General features: G+C 67.1%; 29 protein-coding genes. 3 read left to right on the forward strand and 26 right to left on the reverse strand.

Annotation, left to right across the window (positions count from 1 at the left end; translation table 11 throughout):
* Nucleotides 1-46: 46 nt before the first annotated feature.
* The 18 genes from rpsQ to FRZ32_RS03490 all read right to left on the reverse strand — a co-directional run bounded on the left by rpsQ (nt 47) and on the right by FRZ32_RS03490 (nt 12,035).
* The gene (gene rpsQ / locus FRZ32_RS03405) at nt 47-376 is read right to left on the reverse strand and encodes a 30S ribosomal protein S17 (protein WP_147042180.1); all 330 of its coding nucleotides are present in this window, start codon (nt 374-376) and stop codon (nt 47-49) included.
* A 12-nt stretch (nt 377-388) separates the two neighbouring features.
* Complete coding sequence (gene rpmC / locus FRZ32_RS03410; protein WP_147042181.1) at nt 389-601, reverse strand: 50S ribosomal protein L29; 213 nt, start codon at nt 599-601, stop codon at nt 389-391.
* A 1-nt stretch (nt 602) separates the two neighbouring features.
* Entirely contained in the window at nt 603-1,034 is a 432-nt protein-coding gene (gene rplP / locus FRZ32_RS03415) for a 50S ribosomal protein L16 (protein ID WP_147042182.1), read from the reverse strand.
* A gap of 22 nt (nt 1,035-1,056) precedes the next feature.
* Complete coding sequence (gene rpsC, locus FRZ32_RS03420; protein WP_147042183.1) at nt 1,057-1,764, reverse strand: 30S ribosomal protein S3; 708 nt, start codon at nt 1,762-1,764, stop codon at nt 1,057-1,059.
* Entirely contained in the window at nt 1,764-2,141 is a 378-nt protein-coding gene (rplV, locus tag FRZ32_RS03425; RefSeq protein ID WP_147042184.1) for a 50S ribosomal protein L22, read from the reverse strand. The genes rpsC and rplV overlap by 1 nt, the downstream gene beginning before the upstream one ends.
* A 3-nt stretch (nt 2,142-2,144) precedes the next feature.
* Complete coding sequence (gene rpsS / locus FRZ32_RS03430; protein ID WP_147042185.1) at nt 2,145-2,420, reverse strand: 30S ribosomal protein S19; 276 nt, start codon at nt 2,418-2,420, stop codon at nt 2,145-2,147.
* 2 nt (nt 2,421-2,422) lie between these two features.
* Entirely contained in the window at nt 2,423-3,259 is an 837-nt protein-coding gene (rplB, locus tag FRZ32_RS03435; RefSeq protein WP_147042186.1) for a 50S ribosomal protein L2, read from the reverse strand.
* Nucleotides 3,260-3,271: 12 nt separating this feature from the next.
* A complete protein-coding gene (locus FRZ32_RS03440; protein ID WP_147042187.1) occupies nt 3,272-3,595 on the reverse strand; it encodes a 50S ribosomal protein L23 in 324 nt (107 codons plus the stop codon).
* Entirely contained in the window at nt 3,588-4,217 is a 630-nt protein-coding gene (gene rplD, locus FRZ32_RS03445; RefSeq protein WP_147042188.1) for a 50S ribosomal protein L4, read from the reverse strand. The genes FRZ32_RS03440 and rplD overlap by 8 nt, the downstream gene beginning before the upstream one ends.
* Nucleotides 4,218-4,220: 3 nt before the next feature.
* Nucleotides 4,221-4,976 (reverse strand): 50S ribosomal protein L3, encoded by a 756-nt coding sequence (gene rplC, locus FRZ32_RS03450; RefSeq protein WP_147042189.1) that lies wholly within the window; start codon nt 4,974-4,976, stop codon nt 4,221-4,223.
* A 164-nt stretch (nt 4,977-5,140) separates the two neighbouring features.
* The gene (gene rpsJ, locus FRZ32_RS03455; RefSeq protein WP_044450118.1) at nt 5,141-5,452 is read right to left on the reverse strand and encodes a 30S ribosomal protein S10; all 312 of its coding nucleotides are present in this window, start codon (nt 5,450-5,452) and stop codon (nt 5,141-5,143) included.
* Nucleotides 5,453-5,597: 145 nt separating this feature from the next.
* A complete protein-coding gene (tuf, locus tag FRZ32_RS03460; RefSeq protein WP_147042190.1) occupies nt 5,598-6,788 on the reverse strand; it encodes an elongation factor Tu in 1,191 nt (396 codons plus the stop codon).
* Nucleotides 6,789-6,834: 46 nt separating this feature from the next.
* Nucleotides 6,835-8,910, reverse strand: a complete 2,076-nt coding sequence (gene fusA / locus FRZ32_RS03465; protein ID WP_147042191.1) for an elongation factor G — start codon at nt 8,908-8,910, stop codon at nt 6,835-6,837.
* 66 nt (nt 8,911-8,976) lie between these two features.
* A complete protein-coding gene (gene rpsG / locus FRZ32_RS03470; protein ID WP_147042192.1) occupies nt 8,977-9,447 on the reverse strand; it encodes a 30S ribosomal protein S7 in 471 nt (156 codons plus the stop codon).
* 15 nt (nt 9,448-9,462) lie between these two features.
* A complete protein-coding gene (rpsL, locus tag FRZ32_RS03475) occupies nt 9,463-9,834 on the reverse strand; it encodes a 30S ribosomal protein S12 (RefSeq protein ID WP_147044308.1) in 372 nt (123 codons plus the stop codon).
* 230 nt (nt 9,835-10,064) lie between these two features.
* A complete protein-coding gene (locus tag FRZ32_RS03480) occupies nt 10,065-10,598 on the reverse strand; it encodes an SRPBCC family protein (RefSeq protein WP_205008240.1) in 534 nt (177 codons plus the stop codon).
* Nucleotides 10,591-10,950 carry an ArsR/SmtB family transcription factor gene (locus tag FRZ32_RS03485; RefSeq protein WP_147042193.1) on the reverse strand — a complete coding sequence of 120 codons (360 nt, stop codon included), beginning with the start codon at nt 10,948-10,950 and terminating at the stop codon, nt 10,591-10,593. The genes FRZ32_RS03480 and FRZ32_RS03485 overlap by 8 nt, the downstream gene beginning before the upstream one ends.
* A 158-nt stretch (nt 10,951-11,108) precedes the next feature.
* The gene (locus tag FRZ32_RS03490) at nt 11,109-12,035 is read right to left on the reverse strand and encodes a cation diffusion facilitator family transporter (RefSeq protein ID WP_147042194.1); all 927 of its coding nucleotides are present in this window, start codon (nt 12,033-12,035) and stop codon (nt 11,109-11,111) included.
* A gap of 144 nt (nt 12,036-12,179) precedes the next feature.
* Here FRZ32_RS03490 and FRZ32_RS03495 point away from each other — a divergent pair, with 144 nt between their 5' ends.
* Nucleotides 12,180-12,533 carry a tudor domain-containing protein gene (locus FRZ32_RS03495; RefSeq protein ID WP_158635817.1) on the forward strand — a complete coding sequence of 118 codons (354 nt, stop codon included), beginning with the start codon at nt 12,180-12,182 and terminating at the stop codon, nt 12,531-12,533.
* 56 nt (nt 12,534-12,589) lie between these two features.
* On the opposite strand, the gene lpdA is transcribed toward FRZ32_RS03495, so the two are convergent.
* From lpdA to FRZ32_RS03510, 3 genes are all read right to left on the reverse strand, one after another.
* Nucleotides 12,590-13,987, reverse strand: coding sequence for a dihydrolipoyl dehydrogenase (gene lpdA / locus FRZ32_RS03500; RefSeq protein ID WP_147042196.1), 1,398 nt, complete (start codon nt 13,985-13,987; stop codon nt 12,590-12,592).
* A gap of 136 nt (nt 13,988-14,123) precedes the next feature.
* The gene (locus FRZ32_RS03505; protein WP_147042197.1) at nt 14,124-14,591 is read right to left on the reverse strand and encodes a hypothetical protein; all 468 of its coding nucleotides are present in this window, start codon (nt 14,589-14,591) and stop codon (nt 14,124-14,126) included.
* 177 nt (nt 14,592-14,768) lie between these two features.
* Nucleotides 14,769-16,082, reverse strand: a complete 1,314-nt coding sequence (locus FRZ32_RS03510) for a pyruvate dehydrogenase complex dihydrolipoamide acetyltransferase (protein ID WP_147042198.1) — start codon at nt 16,080-16,082, stop codon at nt 14,769-14,771.
* A 156-nt stretch (nt 16,083-16,238) separates the two neighbouring features.
* Between FRZ32_RS03510 and FRZ32_RS03515 the strand changes: the two genes are divergently transcribed.
* On the forward strand, nt 16,239-16,691 hold the full coding sequence (locus tag FRZ32_RS03515) for a universal stress protein (RefSeq protein WP_147042199.1): 453 nt from the start codon (nt 16,239-16,241) through the stop codon (nt 16,689-16,691).
* Between the two features lie 11 nt (nt 16,692-16,702).
* Here the strand turns inward: FRZ32_RS03515 and FRZ32_RS03520 are convergent, their stop codons facing one another.
* The 4 genes from FRZ32_RS03520 to FRZ32_RS03535 are packed head-to-tail and all read right to left on the reverse strand — an operon-like array spanning nt 16,703 to nt 19,087.
* A complete protein-coding gene (locus tag FRZ32_RS03520) occupies nt 16,703-17,491 on the reverse strand; it encodes an RcnB family protein (protein ID WP_147042200.1) in 789 nt (262 codons plus the stop codon).
* 39 nt (nt 17,492-17,530) lie between these two features.
* Nucleotides 17,531-18,040, reverse strand: coding sequence for a GAF domain-containing protein (locus tag FRZ32_RS03525; RefSeq protein ID WP_147042201.1), 510 nt, complete (start codon nt 18,038-18,040; stop codon nt 17,531-17,533).
* Nucleotides 18,040-18,441: an alternative ribosome rescue aminoacyl-tRNA hydrolase ArfB gene (gene arfB / locus FRZ32_RS03530; protein WP_147042202.1), complete on the reverse strand. Its 402-nt coding sequence runs from the start codon at nt 18,439-18,441 to the stop codon at nt 18,040-18,042. Before arfB ends, FRZ32_RS03525 begins: the two co-directional genes overlap by 1 nt.
* Nucleotides 18,431-19,087, reverse strand: a complete 657-nt coding sequence (locus tag FRZ32_RS03535; protein WP_147042203.1) for an RluA family pseudouridine synthase — start codon at nt 19,085-19,087, stop codon at nt 18,431-18,433. Before FRZ32_RS03535 ends, arfB begins: the two co-directional genes overlap by 11 nt.
* Nucleotides 19,088-19,254: 167 nt before the next feature.
* Between FRZ32_RS03535 and ctrA the strand changes: the two genes are divergently transcribed.
* Nucleotides 19,255-19,956, forward strand: a complete 702-nt coding sequence (ctrA, locus tag FRZ32_RS03540) for a response regulator transcription factor CtrA (RefSeq protein WP_147042204.1) — start codon at nt 19,255-19,257, stop codon at nt 19,954-19,956.
* A gap of 57 nt (nt 19,957-20,013) precedes the next feature.
* On the opposite strand, the gene FRZ32_RS03545 is transcribed toward ctrA, so the two are convergent.
* Nucleotides 20,014-20,415 carry an MAPEG family protein gene (locus tag FRZ32_RS03545; protein ID WP_147042205.1) on the reverse strand — a complete coding sequence of 134 codons (402 nt, stop codon included), beginning with the start codon at nt 20,413-20,415 and terminating at the stop codon, nt 20,014-20,016.
* Nucleotides 20,416-20,474 lie beyond the last annotated feature (59 nt).

Genomic DNA, 20,474 nt, shown 5'->3' on the forward strand with positions numbered 1-20,474 from the left:
TTCTCTTCACTTCAACCGGGACACGCCCGGCGATCAGTTGAAATTCTTAAGCCTCGGCGCCTTCGGCCGGAGCCTCGGCACCGGCCTCGGCGGCCTTCGCCTTGCCCTTCTTGGGCGCGGCCTTGGTCGGCGTCGCATGGGTGTCGATCCGGCCGAGCACGGCCCAGGTCTTCAGCTTCGAAATCGGCCGCGTCTCTTCGATGCGAACGGTCTCGCCCTGCTTGTACTCATTGCCCTCGTCGTGAGCGTGATACTTCTTCGAGAGCTTGATGATCTTGCCGTAGAGCGGGTGCTTCACCCGCCGCTCGACGCGGACCACCACGGTCTTGTCGGTCTTGTCGGACACCACGGTGCCGGTCAGGACGCGCTTTGGCATGTTCTTGACTCCTTACGCCTTGGCGGCCTGAGCGGCGCGGGCGCGCTCGGTCTGCAGCGTTTTGATGCGGGCGATGTCGCGACGCACTTCACGAACGCGCGACGGCTTCTCGATCTGGTTGGTCGCGGCCTGGAAGCGCAGGTTGAACTGCTCGCGCTTCAGCTCGCTCAGCCGATCGGTCAGCTGGTCGTCGGTGTTGTTCCGGAAATCGTCGATAGTGGCCATCTCAGGCGTCCTCAAACAGGGATTCGCCAAGGCGGGCGACCACCTTGGTCTTGATCGGCAGCTTCTCGGCCGCGCGCTCGAACGCGGTCTTGGCGAGCGGGCCGGGCACGCCGTCCAGCTCGAACAGGATGCGGCCGGGCTTCACCCGCGCGACCCAATATTCGGGCGCGCCCTTGCCCGAGCCCATGCGGACTTCGGCCGGCTTTGACGAGACCGGCACGTCCGGGAAGATGCGGATCCACAAGCGCCCCTGGCGCTTGATGTGACGCGTGATCGCGCGGCGGGCCGCCTCGATCTGGCGCGCGGTGATCCGCTCCGGCTCCAGGGCCTTGAGGCCGAAGGCGCCGAAATTGAGCGCGGTGCCGCCCTTGGCGTCGCCGTGAATCCGGCCCTTGTGCGCCTTGCGGAACTTCGTGCGTTTGGGTTGCAGCATTTTTCTTTATCCCAGCAAGGCGTTAGCGGCGATCGTCGCGGGCCGGGCGGACGCCGGAGGTCTGGGCCTCCATCATCAGCCGGTCCTGCGAAAGCGGGTCATGGCCGAGGATCTCGCCCTTGAAGATCCACACCTTGACGCCGCAGACGCCATAAGCGGTGTGCGCCGTGGCTTCGGCATAATCGACATTGGCGCGCAGCGTGTGCAGCGGCACGCGGCCCTCGCGATACCATTCGGTGCGCGCGATCTCGGCGCCGCCGAGACGGCCCGAGCAGGTGATGCGGATGCCCTCGGCGCCGAGCCGGAGCGCGGACTGGACGGCCCGCTTCATCGCCCGGCGGAACGCGACACGGCGCTCCAGCTGATCGGCGACGCCCTGCGCGACGAGCTTGGAGTCGATCTCCGGCTTGCGGATCTCGACGATGTTGAGGCTCACGTCCGAGCCGGTCATCTCGCCCAGCTTCTTGCGCAGCTTCTCGATGTCCGCACCCTTCTTGCCGATGATCACGCCGGGGCGCGCGGCATAGATGGAGACGCGGCACAGCTTGGCCGGACGCTCGATCACCACCTTCGAGATCGCCGCCTGGGGCAGCGTCTTCAGGATGTACTTGCGGATCTTGAGGTCCTCGAGGAGCAGGCGGCCGTAATCGCCACCGTCCGCATACCAGCGGCTGTCCCAGGTCCGGTTGATCTGGAGGCGAAGGCCGATCGGGGAGGATTTCTGACCCATTATGCTTCTTCCTGCTCGCGCACGACGACGCGGATGCGGCTGAACGGTTTGACGATGCGCGTCGAACGGCCGCGGGCGCGGGTCGCGAAGCGCTTCATCGACAGGCTCTTGCCGACGCTCGCCTCGGCGACGACCAGGCTGTCGACGTCGAGATTGTGGTTGTTCTCCGCATTGGCGATCGCGCTGGCGAGCACCTTGCGGACGTCGCGCGCCATCGCCTTGGGCGAGAAAGCGAGGATGTTCATCGCCTCGCCCGCCTTCTTGCCGCGGATCAGGCCCGCGACGAGATTGAGCTTCTGCGCGGAACCGCGGATCTGCGTTCCGACCGACAGCGCCTCGTTCTCGGCGACGCGGCGGGGAGCTTTGGGCTTGCCCATGACTTACCTCTTGCCCTTCTTGTCGGCGGCGTGGCCCGGGAAGAAGCGGGTCGGCGCGAACTCGCCGAGCTTCATGCCGACCATGTCCTCATTGACGCTGACCGGCACGAACTTGCGGCCATTGTAGACGTTGAACGTGAGGCCCACGAACTGCGGGAGGATCGTGGAGCGGCGCGACCAGGTCTTGATCGGCGCGCGGCCACCGGCCTCCTGCGCCGCCTCTGCCTTCTTCAGCAGCGACAGCTCGACGAACGGACCTTTCCAGATGGAGCGGGCCATTTTTACCTCTTCTTCTTCGCGTGACGCGACCGGATGATCATCTTGTCGGTCTGCTTGTTGTTGCGCGTGCGCGCGCCCTTGGTCGACTTGCCCCACGGGGTGACCGGATGACGGCCGCCCGAGGTCCGGCCTTCACCACCGCCGTGCGGGTGATCGACCGGGTTCTTGGCGACGCCGCGGGTGAGCGGGCGACGGCCCATCCAGCGCGAACGGCCCGCCTTGGCGAAATTCTGGTTCTGGTTGTCGGGGTTCGAAACCGCGCCGACCGTCCCCATGCAATCCGACCGGATGTAACGCTGCTCGCCCGAATTCAACCGGACGATCACCATTCCCTTGTCGCGGCCGACGACCTGGACATAGGTGCCGGCGGCGCGGGCGATCTGGCCGCCCTTGCCCGGCTTCATCTCGACATTGTGGACGATGGTGCCGACCGGCATCTGGCCGAGCTCCATCGCATTGCCCGGCTTCACGTCGGTCTTCTTGCCGGCGACGACGGTGTCGCCAGCCGCGAGCCGCTGCGGGGCCAGGATATAGGCGAGCTCGCCGTCCTGATACTTGACCAGCGCCAGGAAGGCGGTGCGGTTGGGATCATATTCCAGCCGCTCGACGGTGGCCGGCATGTCCCACTTGCGCCGCTTGAAATCGACGATGCGGTACTTCTGCTTGTGGCCGCCGGCGATGCCGCGCGAGGTCACATGGCCCTTGTTGTTGCGCCCGCCGGTCTTGCGCTTGCCCTCGGTCAAAGCCTTGACTGGCTTGCCCTTCCACAGCGCCGATTTGTCGACGAGGATCAGGCCGCGCTGCGACGAGGTCGTCGGATTGTAGCTCTTGAGTGCCATCTTGTCCTAGCCTCAGATACCGGTGGTGACGTCGATCGACTGACCCTCGGCCAGCGTCACGATCGCCTTCTTGACGTCCGAGCGCGTGTAGGGACGGCCCTTCCAGCGCTTCGTCTTGCCCTTGGACGTGATCGTGTTGACGCCGGTCACGCTGACATTGAACAGCGCCTCGACCGCCGCCTTGATCTGCGGCTTGGTGGCGTCGTTCGCGACCTTGAACACGACCGCATTATGCTCGGAGAGCAGGGTCGTCTTCTCGGTGATGTGCGGGGCGAGGATGACGTCGAAATGACCGACTTCCACGCTCGGCGTCGCCTTCTGCTTCGCCTTAGCCATTGAACCGGGCCTCCAGCTTCTCGACCGCGGCGCGGGTCAGCACCAGGGTGTCGTGTTTCAGAATGTCGTAGACGTTCGCGCCAATCGCCGGGAGCAGATTGATCTCGCGGAGATTGGCCGACGCCTTGGCGAAGCCGACGTTCAGCGCCTCGCCGTCGATGACCAGCGCGCTCTTGCCGAGGCCGAGGCCGGCAAGCTGCGCCTTCAGCGCCGCGGTCTTCGCCTCGCCGAGGTCGAGATTGTCGACCACGATCAGGCTGCCGCCCTTCGCCTTGGCGGAGAGCGCCATCTTGAGGCCGAGCGCGCGGACCTTCTTGTTGAGCGACGGATTGAACTCGCGCGCCCGCTGGCCGTGCGCCTTGCCGCCGCCGATGAAGATCGGGGCGCGGCGATCGCCGTGACGGGCGGTGCCGCCGCCCTTCTGGCGGCCGAACTTCTTGCCGGTGCGGGCGACGTCGGCGCGCTCGCGGGTCGCGGCCGCGGGGGCGCGGCGCTTCTCGAGCTGCCAGGTGACGACGCGGTGGAGGATGTCGGCGCGCGGCTCGATGCCGAACACGGCATCGTTGAGCTCCAGGTCGGAGCCCTTGCCCTTGCCGTCGAGGGTCTGAACCTTGACCTTCACTGTTTAGCCCTCCTGGCCTTCGGTGGCCTCGGGCGCGGCCGCGTCTTCGGCGGGCGTCTCGGCAGGCGCATTGTTGCTGTTGGCGGCGGCCCGGAGGCCGGCCGGATAGGGCAGGTCCGCCGGACGGGCGACCTTCACGGCGTCGCGCACGAGCAGCCAGCTGCCCTTGTGGCCGGGCACCGAGCCCTTGACGAAGATCAGCCCGCGCTCGACGTCGGTGCGGACCACTTCGAGGTTCTGCTGGGTGCGGTTGCGCGCGCCCATATGGCCGGCCATCTTCTTGTTCTTGAAGACCTTGCCCGGATCCTGGCGGTTGCCGGTCGAACCGTGCGAGCGGTGGGAGACGGAGACGCCGTGGGTGGCGCGAAGGCCGCCGAAGCCCCAGCGCTTCATCGCGCCGGCAAAGCCCTTGCCCTGGGTGACGCCGGAGACGTCGACCAGCTGGCCGGCGACGAAATGATCGGCGGAAAGCTCCGCGCCGACGTCGAGGAGCGCGTCCTCGGCGACCCGGAACTCGACCAGCTTCGCCTTGGGCGCCACCTCGGCCTTGCCGAAATGGCCGCGCTCCGGCTTGGTCAGATTCTTCGCCTTGGCGCTGCCCGCGCCAAGCTGGACGGCGGTATAGCCGTCACGGTCCGCCTCGCGGCGCGAGACGACCTGCACATTGTCCAGCGCCAGGACCGTGACCGGCACGTGCCGACCATCGTCCTGGAACAGGCGGGTCATCCCGACTTTCTTCGCGATCACGCCAGTGCGCATGATCCACACTCCCTAACAGAGGCCCCCGATGCCTGACGCGCCGGGGGCGTGCGACCCATTGAAACGATGCGTGCCCCGCCTGGGCCAATGCTTCGCCCGAAGGCGAAACGGCGGGGACGCAGACCCGGGGCGAGCCCCGGCGGTATCCCTGTCTCGGGCCGGCGTTACGCCAGCTTGATCTCGACGTCGACGCCGGCGGCCAGATCGAGCTTCATCAGCGCGTCGACCGTCTGCGGCGTGGGCTGCACGATGTCGAGCAGCCGCTTGTACGTCCTCACCTCGAACTGCTCGCGCGACTTCTTGTCGATGTGCGGCGAACGGTTGACGGTGAACTTCTCGATGCGCGTCGGCAGCGGAATCGGACCGCGAATGAGGGCGCCCGTGCGGCGCGCCGTGTCTGCAATATCGCCCGTGGCCTGATCGAGCACACGATGATCGAACGCCTTCAGGCGAATGCGGATATTCTGCGTTTCCATGTCCACTACCGATGCGAAAGAGCCGCCCCGAAGGGCAAATCAAATCGGCCTTTCCGGAACCCGAAAGCCCGGATCGGCCGCTACAAGAACCTTGAAAGCCTGAGCCGCCCGACTCCGAAGAGAATCGGGCGGCTCGCGGCCTATATTACTTCGTGATCGTCGCGACAACCCCCGCGCCGACGGTCCGGCCGCCTTCGCGGATCGCGAAGCGCAGGCCCTGGTCCATGGCGATCGGCGCGATCAGCTTCACGGCGAGCTGAACGTTGTCGCCCGGCATGACCATCTCGGTGCCCTCGGGGAGGACGACCTCGCCGGTCACGTCCGTCGTCCGGAAGTAGAACTGCGGACGATAGTTGGCGAAGAACGGCGTGTGACGGCCGCCCTCGTCCTTCGACAGGACGTAGACCTCCGAGGTGAACTCGGTGTGCGGCGTGATCGAGCCGGGCTTGGCCAGAACCTGGCCGCGCTCGACTTCCTCACGGCCGACGCCGCGAAGCAGCGCGCCGATATTGTCGCCCGCCTGGCCCTGGTCGAGCAGCTTGCGGAACATCTCGACGCCGGTGACGACGGTCTTCTTGGTGTCGGAGATGCCGACGATCTCGACTTCCTCGCCCACCTTGACGACGCCGGTCTCGACGCGGCCGGTCACGACGGTGCCGCGGCCGGAGATCGAGAACACGTCCTCGATCGGCATCAGGAACGGCTTGTCGAGCGGACGCTCCGGCTGGGGAATCCACTCGTCGACGGCGGCCATCAGCTTCAGGATCGCCTGCTTGCCGATCTCGTCATTGCTGTCCTCGAGCGCGGCGAGCGCCGAGCCGGCGATGATCGGAATGTTGTCGCCGTCGAAGTCACGCTTGGAAAGCTCCTCGCGGATTTCGAGCTCGACGAGCTCCAGCAGCTCCGGATCGTCGACCTGGTCGACCTTGTTGAGGAAGACCACCATGGTCGGCACGCCGACCTGCTTGGCGAGCAGGATGTGCTCCTTGGTCTGCGGCATCGGGCCGTCGGCGGCGGACACGACCAGGATCGCGCCGTCCATCTGGGCGGCGCCGGTGATCATGTTCTTCACATAGTCGGCGTGGCCCGGGCAATCGACGTGCGCATAGTGGCGCTTGTCGGTCTCATACTCGACGTGCGCCGTCGAGATGGTGATGCCGCGCTCGCGCTCCTCGGGCGCCTTGTCGATGTTCGCATAGTCGACGAACGTCGCGCCGCCGGTCTCGGCGAGGACCTTCGTGATCGCCGCGGTCAGCGACGTCTTGCCATGGTCGACGTGACCGATGGTGCCGATGTTGCAGTGCGGCTTCGTCCGCTCGAACTTAGCTTTCGCCATTTTCTCTAACCCTCGTCTTTCTGTTCACTTCTGTTCCGGCAGCCGCTCAGGCGAGCTTCGCCTTGACCTCTTCGGCGACGTTCGCCGGGACCTCGTCGTAATGCGAGAACTGCATCGTGTACTGAGCGCGTCCCTGCGTGAAGGAGCGAAGCTCATTAACGTAGCCGAACATATTCGCAAGCGGCACCATCGCCTCGACGACCTGTGCGTTGCCGCGGCTGTCCGTACCCTGGATCTGGCCACGGCGGCTGTTCAGGTCGCCGATCACGTCGCCCAGATAGTCTTCCGGGGTCACGACCTCAACCTTCATGATCGGCTCGAGCAGCTTGATGCCGGCCTTCTGCGCGGCTTCGCGCATCGCGCCGCGGCCGGTGATCTCGAACGCGAGCGCCGAAGAGTCGACGTCGTGATACTTGCCGTCCGTCAGGCGGATCTCGAAATCGATGATCGGAAAGCCGATCAGCGATCCGGTCTCGGCCGTCTCGCGCATGCCCTTCTCGACCGACGGGATATATTCGCGCGGGATGTTGCCGCCCTTGACCTCGTCGATGAAGGTGATGCCCGAACCGCGCTCGCCCGGCGAAAGCGACACCCGCACCTCGCCGAACTGGCCGGAGCCGCCCGACTGCTTCTTGTGGGTGTAGGTGAGCTCGACCGGCTTCGCGAGCGACTCGCGATAGGCGACCTGCGGCGCACCGACATTGGCCTCGACCTTGAACTCGCGCTTCATGCGGTCGACCAGGATCTCGAGGTGGAGCTCGCCCATCCCCTTGATGATGGTCTGGCCCGATTCGGCGTCGGAGGAGACGCGGAAGCTCGGGTCCTCGGCGGCCAGGCGCGACAGGGCGATGCCCATCTTCTCCTGGTCGGCCTTGGTCTTCGGCTCGACGGCGACCTCGATGACCGGATCCGGGAACTCCATGCGCTCCAGGATGATCGGCGCGTTCGGCGCACAGAGCGTGTCGCCGGTGGTCGTGTCCTTGAGGCCGACGAGCGCGACGATGTCGCCCGCATAGGCTTCCTTGATGTCCTCGCGGTCGTTGGCGTGCATGAGCAGCATGCGGCCGACCTTCTCGCGCTTGTCCTTGACCGAGTTCATCACGGTCGAGGCGCTCTCGAGCTTGCCCGAATAGATGCGGGCGAAGGTCAGCGTGCCGACGAACGGGTCGGTCATGATCTTGAACGCGAGCGCGGCGAACGGCGCATTGTCGTCGGCGGGACGCGAATCCTCGGTCTCGCCGTCGAGCTTCACGCCCTTGATCGCCGGGACGTCGAGCGGCCCGGGCAGATAGTCGATCACCGCGTCCAGCATCGGCTGCACGCCCTTGTTCTTGAAGGCCGAGCCGGTCAGCACCGGCACGAACGCGAATTCGAGCGTGCCCTTGCGGATCAGCTTCTTCAGCGTCGCGACGTCCGGCTCATTGCCTTCGAGATAGGCCTCCATGGCGGAGTCGTCCTGCTCGACGGCCATCTCGATCAGCTCGGTGCGCGCCGCGGCGGCGGCGTCCTTCATGTCGTCCGGGATCTCGCGGATCTCGAACTTCGCGCCGAGGCTCTCCTCGAGCCAGACGATCGCGTTGTTGTTGACCAGGTCGACGACGCCGGTGAAGTCGCTCTCGAGGCCGATCGGCAGCTGGAGGACGGCCGGGCGGGCACCGAGCCGGTCCTTGATCATCTGCACGCAGCGATCGAAGCTCGCGCCCATGCGGTCGAGCTTGTTGACGAAGCACATGCGCGGCACTTTGTACTTGTCGGCCTGGCGCCACACCGTCTCGGACTGCGGCTCGACGCCGGCGACGCCGTCGAACACCGCGACCGCGCCGTCGAGCACGCGCAGGCTGCGCTCGACCTCGATCGTGAAGTCGACGTGGCCGGGCGTGTCGATGATGTTGATCCGGTGATCGTTCCAGAAACAGGTCGTCGCGGCCGACGTGATGGTGATGCCGCGCTCCTGCTCCTGCTCCATCCAGTCCATCGTGGCGGTGCCCTCATGGACCTCGCCGATCTTGTAGGACTTGCCGGTGTAATAGAGGATTCGCTCGGTCGTCGTCGTCTTGCCGGCGTCGATATGCGCCATGATGCCGATGTTGCGATATTTCTCGAGCGGATGGCTGCGGGCCATTTTCTGGGTTTCCTTGGCGATGTGGGGAGCCGGAGCGTCCGGCTCCCCACAATATAGGTGTGCTTTTTACCAGCGGTAGTGGCTGAAGGCGCGATTGGCCTCGGCCATGCGGTGCGTGTCCTCGCGCTTCTTCACCGCGTTGCCGCGGTTGGTCGACGCATCCAGCAACTCGCCCGACAGACGGGCGGCCATGGTCTTCTCGCTGCGCGCGCGCGCGGCGGAGATCAGCCAGCGGATGGCGAGCGCCTGGGCGCGCTCGGGACGCACCTCCACCGGAACCTGGTAGGTCGCACCGCCGACGCGGCGGCTGCGGACCTCGATGCCCGGCTTCACATTGTTCAGCGCATCATGGAACACGCCGAGCGGGTCCTTCTTGGCGCGAGCCTCGATCGTGTCGAGCGCGCCATAGACGATGCCTTCGGCGGTGGATTTCTTGCCGTCGAGCATGATGTTGTTCATGAACTTCGACAGGACGACATCCCCGAACTTCGGATCGGGGAGGATTTCGCGCTTCTCGGGGCGACGACGACGTGACATGCTTCCGGTCTCCCCTTACTTCGGCCGCTTGGCGCCGTACTTCGAACGGCTCTGCTTGCGGTCCTTGACGCCCTGCGTGTCGAGCACGCCGCGCAGCACGTGGTAGCGCACGCCCGGAAGGTCGCGCACACGGCCGCCGCGAATCAGGACGACGCTGTGCTCCTGAAGGTTGTGGCCCTCGCCCGGAATGTAGCTGATGACCTCGCGCTGGTTGGTGAGGCGCACCTTGGCGACCTTGCGCAGCGCCGAGTTCGGCTTCTTGGGCGTGGTGGTGTAGACACGGGTGCAAACGCCGCGCTTCTGCGGATTCTGCTCCATCGCAGGGACCTTGGATTTGGCCTTCTGCGGCTCGCGACCCTTGCGGATCAACTGGTTGATCGTCGGCATGAAGCCCTTCACTTCCTTCAAGTTACTCTACCGCCACGCCAAATAAGCAAAGAGCCTTGGGGGCCTATCCGGCCTCCAGGCCTTTGCTTCACATGGCAGCAGTGTTCAGCTCAAATTGCCCCGTCAGACATCGTCCGGCCCTTGGGCCAGACGGTCCCGAAGCGGAGCGGCCTATAGCGGCCGCCCCTATGTGGGTCAACAGGGGCGATTTTGGAAGGGACGCGAGCGCCTTATCCGAGTTCCGGGGCGAGACAGCCGGCGGCCTTCGCTTCGGCCGCGCGGTGCAGCGCCCAAAAGTCGGGTACCGCGCGCCCGGCCAGCCGCGTCTCCAGAACCGCCAGATGCGCATGCCACCCGCCGCCGAAATTGCGCGCGTCCTCCGGCCCGCGCAGGCCGCGATGGGTGAGGACGAGGAGGGTCCGATTCCCTATGGCGGTCAGCTCGATCGTCACCTCGCCCGCCTTGCCTTCGTCCCAGGTGAAGGCAATGAGGTGCGGCGGCTCAGCCCGCACGATCGTCTCGTGCCAGCGCGATCCGACATTGCCGCGATAGCGCTCGGGCGTCGGCACGTCGCCGTCGGAGAGTCGGGCATGATCGAAGACGAGCTCCATCTTGCCGCCCGGCCGCGCGTCGGTTTCGCCTCCCATGAACCAGCGCGCGCGCAGCTCGGACTCGACCAGATAGCGCCACACGGTCTCGACCGGCGCGTCGAGCAGCCGTTCGAAGCGCAGCTCCTGCGCGGTGATGATGTCCTGGTCAGCCACTGTCCTTCTCCTTGTTCATGGGGGCGTTCGCGGCGGCCGAGTCGGCTGCGATGACCGCCTCCAGCGCGTCCAGCCGTTCGGTCCAGAATTTCTCCCATTGCGCCAGCCAGCCCTGCGCCTCGGCGAGCGGCGCCGCGTTCAGCGCGCACATCTGCCGCCGCCCCTCGCGGCGGCGCCGGACGAGGCCCGCGCGTTCCAGCGCGCGGACATGCTTGGAGGCGCCGGCGAAGGTCATTGCGTGCGGCGCGGCAAGCTCGCCCACCGTGCGCTCGCCGAGCGCGAGGCTGGCGAGCATGGCGCGGCGCGTGGGATCGGCGAGGGCCTGAAACGTGGCGTCGAGTCGTTCAACCATGTGGTTTAATAATCGCACATAGGCGAGATTGTCAACCGATTGGTTTAATGACGCGCACGCAGCCGATGATGCGGTGAACCGCCAGTCGCTCGCAGGAAGGGCGGCGGCGATCGGCGCGACGGCGGGCAGGCGCGGATCGGGCCGATTGGACGGGTGTGTCAGGCCGCCGGCGGCCGCGCGCCCTGTTGCGGCCGGATGTAGAGCCGCTTCACGGCGGGCCAGCGAACCGCGACCTCCCGTTCGATCGCCGCCACGATCCGCTCGACATCGCCGGCGGAGATCCCGTCGTCGAAGTCCGCGCTCATCGCCACCGTGATCTGGTCCGGAGCGGAATGGACGGTGCGCACCTCGCCGACGCCGACGATTCCCGGCTGCGCGCCGGCGGCTGCGCGGATGCCCTCGACCAGAGCGGGGTCCGCCGCCTCGCCGATCAGCAGCGCTTTCGATTCGACCGCGAGCAGCCAGGCCGTCGCGCCGAGGATCAGGCCGATCACGATCGAGGCGGCGCCGTCGAAGAACGGATTGCCGGTGAGCTGCGACAGCGCGAGGCCGATCCCCGCCGCCCCGATCCCCGCCATCGCCGCGCCGTTTTCGAGCAGCACGATGAAGGTCGGCGGATCCTTGGATTCGCGCACCGCCTCGAACCAGCCGAGCGCCCCCTTCGCGGCCCGGAATTCCCGGAAGGCGGCCACCGTCGATCCGCCCTCCAGCAGGAAGGAGATCAGCAGCACGCCATAGGCGACGAGCGGCGAGACCGCCGGCTCGGGCTCGAGGATGTGGATCACGCCCTCATAGACAGAGACGCCGGCGCCAAGCGCGAACACCAGGACGGCGACGACGAAGCTCCAGAAATAGAGCTCGCGCCCATGGCCGAACGGGTGACGATGGTCCGCCGGCCTGCGCGCCGCATGGCGGCCCCACATCAACAAGAGCTGGTTCGCCGAATCGACGACGCTGTGCACGCCTTCGGTCAGCATGGCGGAGGAACCGGTGATGGCGGCGGCGACGAACTTGGCCGCCGCGATGCCGAGATTGGCGGCGAGCGCGATGATCAGGGTCCGATTGCTTTCGGCGGGCGCGCTCATCGGCGCCGGCTTAGCCGGGCCGCCGCCCCGCTGTCGAGCGGCTTGCCGCTGGCGGACGGCGCCCGCTTGTCCCGCAAAATCGTTACGTATACGGTTTTATGGTCTGATTCGATCCAAAAAGGGGGGGGAATGCCTAGGTTTGCAATGGCTTTGATTCTTTCCGCGTTCGCATCCTCCGGGGCGCTGGCGCAGCAGCCCGGTGACTGGGTCCTCGGCCAATGGCGCGGGGGCAGCGCCTGGTATCCCGGCGTTGTCGAGCGGGTGTCCGGCAACCAGGTCACCATCCGCTATGACGACGGCACCCGCGAAACCCGTCCGGCCAATCAGGTGCGGCCCTATGACTGGGGGGTGGGCACCCATGTCTCCTGCCTGTGGACGGACGGCAACTGGTATCGCGCGACGATCACCGCGATGGATCCCGGCGGCCTGGAAATCGACGTGCTCTACGAGGACGGCGACCGCCAGCGCACCCAGACCGGACGCTGCCGCGTCGATTGAAGCCAGGTGACGGGTCGCCGCGGCGCGGCGGCCCGTCCGCGCGCCTGGGCCACGGCTCAGATGTGGAGCGTGCGCCCGTATGCGGCCAGCACGCTTTCGTGCATCATCTCGCTGAGCGTCGGGTGCGGGAAGGTCGTGCCGATCAGCTCGACCTCCGTCGTCTCCAACTCGCGCGCCACCGTATAGCCCTGGATCAGCTCGGTGACTTCCGCGCCGACCATATGGGCGCCGAGCAGCTCGCCGGTCGTATCGTCGAACACGGTCTTGATGAAACCCTCGGCCTCGCCGAGCGCGATCGCCTTGCCGTTGCCGATGAAGGGGAATTTACCGGCGCGGACCTTGTAGCCCGCTTCCTTTGCCTTCGCCTCGGTCAGGCCGACGCTCGCGACCTGCGGGCGTGAATAGGTGCAGCCGGGAATGTTGGCGTTGGTGAAGGCGTGGACGTCCTTCACGCCGGCCAGTTTCTCGACGCAAACGACCGCCTCGTGCATCGCCTTGTGGGCGAGCCAGGGCGGGCCGGTGACGTCGCCGAACGCCAGGATGCCCTCGACATTGGTGCGTCCGTAGCCGTCGACGACGATATGCCCCCGATCGGTCTTCACGCCGAGCGCCTCGAGGCCGATATTCTCGGTGTTCGGCACGATGCCGATGGCGACGATGGCGTGGCTGAACTCGGCCTGCGTAACCTTGCCGTCCTTGTCCTTGATCGCCGCCTTCACGCCGGCACCGGTGGCCGCGAGCTTTTCGACGCTGGCGCCGACCTCGATCTTCATCCCCTGCTTTTCAAACGCCTTGTGGACAAAGGCGGAAACCTCCTCGTCCTCGACCGGCAGGATGCGCGGCAGCATCTCGACGATGGTGACATCGGCGCCGAGGTCCGAATAGAAGCTGGCGAACTCGACCCCGATCGCCCCGGAGCCGATGACCAGCAACTTGGTCGGCATTTCCTTGGGCGTCAGCGCATGGCGGTAGGTCCAGATTCGTTCTCCATCCGCCTTGGCGAACGGCAGGTCGCGCGCCCGCGCGCCGGTTGCGACGATGATATTGCGGGCGGCGAGCTCGGTCGTCTTGCCGTCCTTGGTCACCGTCAGCCTTCCCTTGCCGGCGAGCGCGCCATCGCCCTCGTAGACGGTGATCTTGTTCTTCTTCATCAGCCCCTTGACGCCGGCATTGAGCTGATCGGCGACCTTGCGGCTGCGCTGGACGACGGCGGGGAGATCGAACCCCGGCTTCTCGACAGTCAGGCCATAGGCGGCGGCATGAGTCATGTAGTGATAGATTTCCGACGTGCGCAGCAGCGCCTTGGTCGGGATGCACCCCCAGTTGAGGCAGATGCCGCCCAGCCGCTCCCGCTCCACGATCGCGACCTTGAGCCCCAGTTGCGCGGCCCGGATGGCGCCCACATAGCCACCCGGACCGGACCCGAGGACGATGAGGTCGAACTGGTCAGCCATGTCTGTCTCCTGCCGTGCGGCGATATCGATGGGCCCTGACGAGCCAGCGCCCGGTTCGGGCGCGATGAAGGATGGAGGCTAAGTAATCAAGCGCCGCGCGCCCGCCAAGGCGCCCGGCCGATCCCCGGCCACGCGTTCAGGCCGGCTCGGTCCCGGTCGGCGCCGAAGCGGCCTGGTCGACCGCCTGTTTGCGCCGATCGATCCATCGCAGCGCCGCGATCCAGACCAGTCCGGCGACAGCGGCGTAGATCGGAAAGATCCAGCCCTCGCCCTGGTACCAGTCCAGCGAAACCGGATAGAGCAACGCGCTCGCGCCCGCGACGATCGCGAGCAGCGCAAGATCGCGCACAAGCGGCGACGCGCCGATCTTGTCGAGCGCCACGGTGAGCGGGAGCGCGAGCACGACCAGCGCGGCGAGCACGAACAGCACCGACACGAGCGTCGCCATGAACGCAATGACAAGCCCGGCGGTCACCATCGCGGCGAGGCCGCCGCCGTCTACCGCGGCCTGGGCCGACAGAATCCCGGACGTGGCGAGTGACGTACCGCAGCTGGAGATCGGCGAGACAATCAGGGCGGCGACGAGCAGGGTGCCGATCCTCACCGGTCACCTCCCCCCAGCGCAATCGCGCGCGAGGAACGACAGCCGGGACGTTCGCGGCCGAAGCGCTGCGCCATGCACGATCTCCCCCCTTGGATCCATGCGCCGTTCGAAGCGAGAGGCCTATCCTATCCTCGCCGGTCGCATTCGCAAGCGGGATGTTGCGTCGCCGTCACGACCTCAGGCCAGCATCCCCAGCGGGTTTTCGACGAGATCCTTGAACGCCTTCATCAGCCGCGCGCCGTCGGCGCCGTCGATGGCGCGGTGATCGAAGCTGCCGGTGGCGGTCATGATCGTCGCGATCTGCAGGGAATCGTCGATCACATAGGGTCGCTTCTCGCCGGCGCCGATCGCCATGATCATGGCCTGGGGCGGATTGATGACGGCCTCGAACTGCTTGATCCCGTACATGCCCATGTTGGAGAGGCTGGCGGTGCCGCCCACATATTCCTCGGGCTGGAGCTTGCCGTCGCGGGCGCGGCCGGCGAGGTCCTTCATCTCGGTCGCGATCGCGGCGACGCCCTTGGACGCCGCGTCCTTCACGATCGGCGTGATGAGGCCCGCGGGGATCGACACCGCGACCGAGACATCGGCGCGGCTGAACTTGATGAGCTGGTCCGGCGTATACTGGACATTGCACTCCGGCACTTCGAGCAATGCGACGCCGAGCGCCTTCACCATCATGTCGTTGACCGACACCTTGATGCCGCGCGCCTCCAGGCTGGCGTTGATCTCGCCGCGCAGCTTCAGCAGCGCGTCGAGCCGGATATCGACCGTGAGATAGATATGCGGGATCTGCTGCTTCGATTCGGTGAGCCGGCGTGCGATCGTCTTGCGGACATTCGAAAGCTTGATCGCCTCGTGCGGCACGTCGGGGATCGCGAAATCGCCGGCATGGGCCACGGGCGCGGCCGCCGGCGCCGGCGCCGCGGCGGGGGCCGCCGGCTTCGCCGGCGCCTTGCCGGCGGCGCCTTCGATATCCGCCTTGACGATGCGGCCGCCGGGACCGCTGCCGGCGACGCCGGACAGGTCGATGCCCTGCGCGGCGGCGAGGCGGCGGGCAAGCGGGCTCGCCTTCACGCGATCCCCGTCGGACGCCGTCGGAGCGGCGGCCGGGGCCGGGACGGGCGCCCGCGCGGCCTTGGCTTCCGGAGCGGGCGGCGGCGGCGCTGCCGGAGCGGGTGCGGGCCCGGGCGCAGCGGCCTTCGCGGGCGCGCCGCCGCCCGACGCGGCCACGCTGCCGACATCCTCGCCCTCCTCGGCCATGATCGCGATCACCGCGCCGACCTTCACTTCGTCGGTGCCTTCGGGGACGAGGATCTTCGCGATCACGCCCTCGTCGACGGCCTCGAACTCCATCGTCGCCTTGTCGGTCTCGATCTCGGCCAGGATGTCACCCGACGAAATCTTGTCGCCCTCCTTCACCAGCCATTTGGCGAGCGTCCCTTCCTCCATGGTTGGAGAGAGAGCGGGCATTTTCAGTTCGATCGACATGGGGCGTCCTGTTCGCTTGCGGCCGAGCCGCCCCGTCCAAACAGCAGAGCACCGGCCGGGTCAAGGCCTGTCCTGAGCCGTGCATCGGCCGGGGCGCCGGCCGGAGGCTTGTGCGTTCGGCGTTTCTGGCGCACCTCGCTCGCAAGGAGACGGCTGATGCGATCCTATCTGGTCGTGATGGACGAGACGGAAGAGGCGCAGACCGCGCTTCGCTATGCGGCGCGGCGGGCGGCGCTTTCAGGCGGCGGCGTCGAGATGCTCGGTTTCATCGCGCCGCAGGAGTTCGTGCAGTGGGGCGCGGTCCAGGAGGCGATGGAGGAGGAGGCGCGGCTGCGGGCCGAGGCGATGCTCGTCCAGGCCGCCGGCGCCGTCGCGGAGGATGCCGGCATCACCCCCTCGATCACGGTGCGTACCGGCGATCCCGTGAAGGCGATCGCCGATTTCCTGAAGGAACGGGACGATATCGCCGCGCTCGTGCTGGCCGCGGCCGAAGGGGCGCCCGGGCCGCTCGTCTCGCACTTCGCGGGTGCGGCGGCCGGGAGCCTGCCCTGCCCGCTGATCATCGTTCCGGCCGGGCTGGACGACGAGGCGCTCGGCCGGGTCGGATAGGCCGTTCCGGATCAGCCCCGCTCGCCGGCCGGCGGACGCGGGGCCGCGCGGCGAGGCGCAGGGCGCGGACGAGGCGCGACGCGCGGCGCCGGCGTCCGGCAGATGCAGCGCGGAGCGCGGCGTGCGCGATGCGGCGTGCGGACGCGGACCAGCTCTTCGGTCACCTCTTCGGTATAGCCGGCGCCACCGCCGCTCACCGTCGTCTCGACGATGATCGGATAGGCGTAGCCATAGCCGTAACCATAGGCGCCATAGGAGCCGTAACCGGCATAATAGCCGGGAGGCGGCGGCGGCGGTGCGGGATAGCCCGGCGCGCCATAGACATAGGTCCGCACGCGGGCGTCCTCGCCATGGCCATCGCCATAATAAGGGACGTCCCCGTCCATCGCCCAGTGCTCGCCATAGCGATCCCAGTCGAGCCCCTCGCGAACGTCGACGATGCGGCCATCGCCGTCGAGCAGATAGGCATCGTCATAATAGCGGATCCAGCGCTGCCCCGCCCCCGGCGCGGCGAAGCCGTAGAGCTGCCAATTGCCGATCGTGAATTGCGGCGAGAAGAAGAAGGGCGGCACGAACACACCGCGCTGCAACCGGTGCGGGAAGGCTCCGTGGCCGTGGCCGGGCCCGTGCATCGCCATCGGCCCATGCGCCATCGGGCCCGGCATCGGCGGATGATGCCAGGTCACGCCCGGTCGCGGCGGCAGCGGCGGCGCGGGCGGCGGCGCCGGCGGCTGGGCGATCGCCCCGGTTGCGGCGAGCGCGGCGCCGGCGACAAGCGCGAATGCGGCGAATTTGGTCATGCCTGATCCCCTGACGCGAAAACGCGGTTCAAGGGATTTTTAACCGTCCAGGGAGGCCATTGCCATGCCGCCAAGCCGCGCGCCGATGCGCTGTATCAGACTGACACAACCCGCCGCATCTTCCTCATCGAAGCGCCGCGGGCTCGGGCTGTCGAGATCGAGCACGCCGATCAGCGCGCCATCGACGAGGATCGGCACGACGAGCTCCGAGCGCGAGGCGGAATCGCAGGCGATATGGCCGGGAAAGGCATCGACGTCGTCGACCCGCTGCACCTCGCCCGTCGCGGCCGCGGTCCCGCAAACCCCCTTGCCGAAGGGGATGCGGATGCAGGCCGGGCGGCCCTGGAACGGCCCCAGCACCAGCTCGCCGCCGATATTGCGGTAGAACCCGGCCCAGTTGAGGTCCGGCAGCGCCTCCCACAGCAGGGCCGCGACATTGGCCATGTTGGCGATCGCATCCGGCTCGCCGGCGGTCAGCGCGTCGGCCGCCTGCGCGAGCTCGCGATAGAGAGAAGGCTTGTCCGCCGCATCGATCCTGAAATCGTACATCAGTCCAGCCTCACCTTCCCGCGTCCTTCCTTCACCGATCCGCGCTGCTTCTTCGCATCGACCCGCTTCGCCTTTGCGGCGCGGCTCGGCTTCGTCCTGACGCGCTTCACGGGCCGGACATGGGCACGCGCGATCAAATCCGCCAGTCTTTCGCGCGCCGCCTCGCGGTTCGCCTCCTGCGTACGATGCTGGCGCGCGGTGATGACGATCTCGCCGCCAGCGGTCATCCGGCTGCCGGCCAGCTGCTTCAGCCGCTGATAGACGTCGGGCGCGAGGCCGAGCCGGAAGACATCGCAGCGCAGCTGGCACGCGGTCGCGACCTTGTTGACGTTCTGCCCGCCCGGCCCGGACGCGGCGAGGAAAGTGAAGGACAGCGCGTCCTCGGGAAGCTCAAAGGACATCGCCGAAGCCCGCGTTGACGAAGGTCGGCGGCAGCGGCGCCGTCGCCTCGACCGGCGGCTTGTCGCCGCGATCGACGCGCAGCGAGAGGGCGTGGAGCAGCATCGGCCCCCGGCCGTTCCCATAGACCGGGTCGCCGGCGATCGGGATGCCGATGCCGCTCGCCGCGTGGACGCGGATCTGGTGGGTGCGGCCGGTCTGCGGCGTGAACAGGACCACGGCCCGCCCATCCCGCTGCGCGACGACGCGCCATTCGGTGCGCGACGGCTTGCCGCGCGCGTCCTCGATCATCCGCCAGCCCGCCTCGGCGCTCGAAACCTTGCCGAGCGGCATGTCGACGACACCCTCCCCCGCCTCGGGCACCGCATCGAGCACCGCGAGATAGGTCTTGCCCACCTTCTTGTCCTCGAAGGCGCGCTGGAAACGCTTGTGCGCCTTCGGATTGCGCGCCAGCAGCAGGCAGCCCGACGTGTCGCGGTCGAGCCGGTGGACCGGCAGCGGCCGGCGCTGGAAGCCGAAGCGAAGGTCGACGAGATAGTCTTCGAGGCTCTCGCGCGTGCGGGTGCCGGGATGGACGGCGAGCCCCGCCGGCTTGTCGATCACCAGCGCCTCGCCGTCGATGAAGAGGATGCGTTCGGGCGGAAACATGCCCTGCCCTGCCACCGCCGCGTTAAGCGTGCAACGATCTTAGCTTACTCACGGATTCTACGGTATTAATACGAAATTAACCTTTTGCGTTCAGATCGGTAAACATTCATGTACGTGGCAGGCCGCGCGATCCGAGGAGGCCGGCTGCGACAGGAGGGCGGAACAATATGCGCGTGCTGCTGATCGAAGACGAGCCGACGACGGCCAAGGCCATCGAGCTGATGCTCACGACCGAGGGCTTCAACGTCTACACGACCGATCTTGGCGAGGAAGGCCTCGATCTGGGCAAGCTCTATGATTACGACATCATTTGCCTGGATCTCAACCTGCCCGACATGCACGGCTATGACGTGCTGAAGAAGCTCCGGACCGCCAAGGTGGGGACCCCGGTGCTGATCCTGACCGGCGTCGCCGAGCTCGATTCCAAGGTGCGGGCGCTCGGCTTCGGGGCCGACGATTATGTCACCAAGCCGTTCCATCGCGACGAGCTCATCGCTCGAATCCACGCCATCGTGCGCCGCTCCAAGGGGCACAGCCAGTCGGTCATCCGCACCGGCAAGCTGTCGGTCAATCTCGATGCCAAGACGGTCGAGGTCGACGGCGCCAGGGTGCATCTGACCGGCAAGGAATATGCGATGCTGGAGCTGCTCTCGCTCCGCAAGGGCACCACGCTCACCAAGGAAATGTTCCTGAACCACCTCTACGGCGGGATGGACGAGCCCGAGCTCAAGATCATCGACGTCTTCATCTGCAAGCTCAGGAAGAAGCTCAGCCTGGCCTGCGGCGGGGACAATTATATCGAGACCGTCTGGGGCCGCGGCTATGTGCTGCGCGAGCCCGAGGAAGGCGAAGCCGCCCAGGTCGCCTGAACCCGATTCCGGTCAATCCCGCGGGGGCCGGCGTCCGAAAGGGTGCCGGCCCCTTTTCTATAAGGCCGCGGCGATCGCCGGCTTGAGCAGCATGACGATCCCGACCACGCTCGCGCCCCAGACGAGCGTGCGCACCACCGGCACGCCCAGCGCGTAGAGCGGCAGGTAGATCACCCGCGCCACGATCCACACGATCGCGCCGATCTGCGTCCATCGATCGAACAGGTTCGCCGCGGCATCGACCAGGATCGCACCGACCACGATCGGGAAGGTTTCGAAGAAATTCGCCTGGGCTCGGATCATCCGCCCGACGATCGGCTGGGGCGGCGGCAGCGTCTCGTCGCGCGCGCCCATGTTCCAGGTCACGCCATATTGGCGGGTTTTCACCTGCGCCGCCGCGAAGATATGGACGAAGGCGAGGACGCAGCCCCAAGCGAGCACGGCGAGTTCGGTCGTCATGGCCGTGACGATAGCCCAGCAGGGCACCGTCGTCACGCGCACGACATGCTGCATCGCAA

Origin of the sequence: Sphingosinicella ginsenosidimutans, assembly GCF_007995055.1 — a bacterium.
Lineage (GTDB): Bacteria > Pseudomonadota > Alphaproteobacteria > Sphingomonadales > Sphingomonadaceae > Allosphingosinicella > Allosphingosinicella ginsenosidimutans.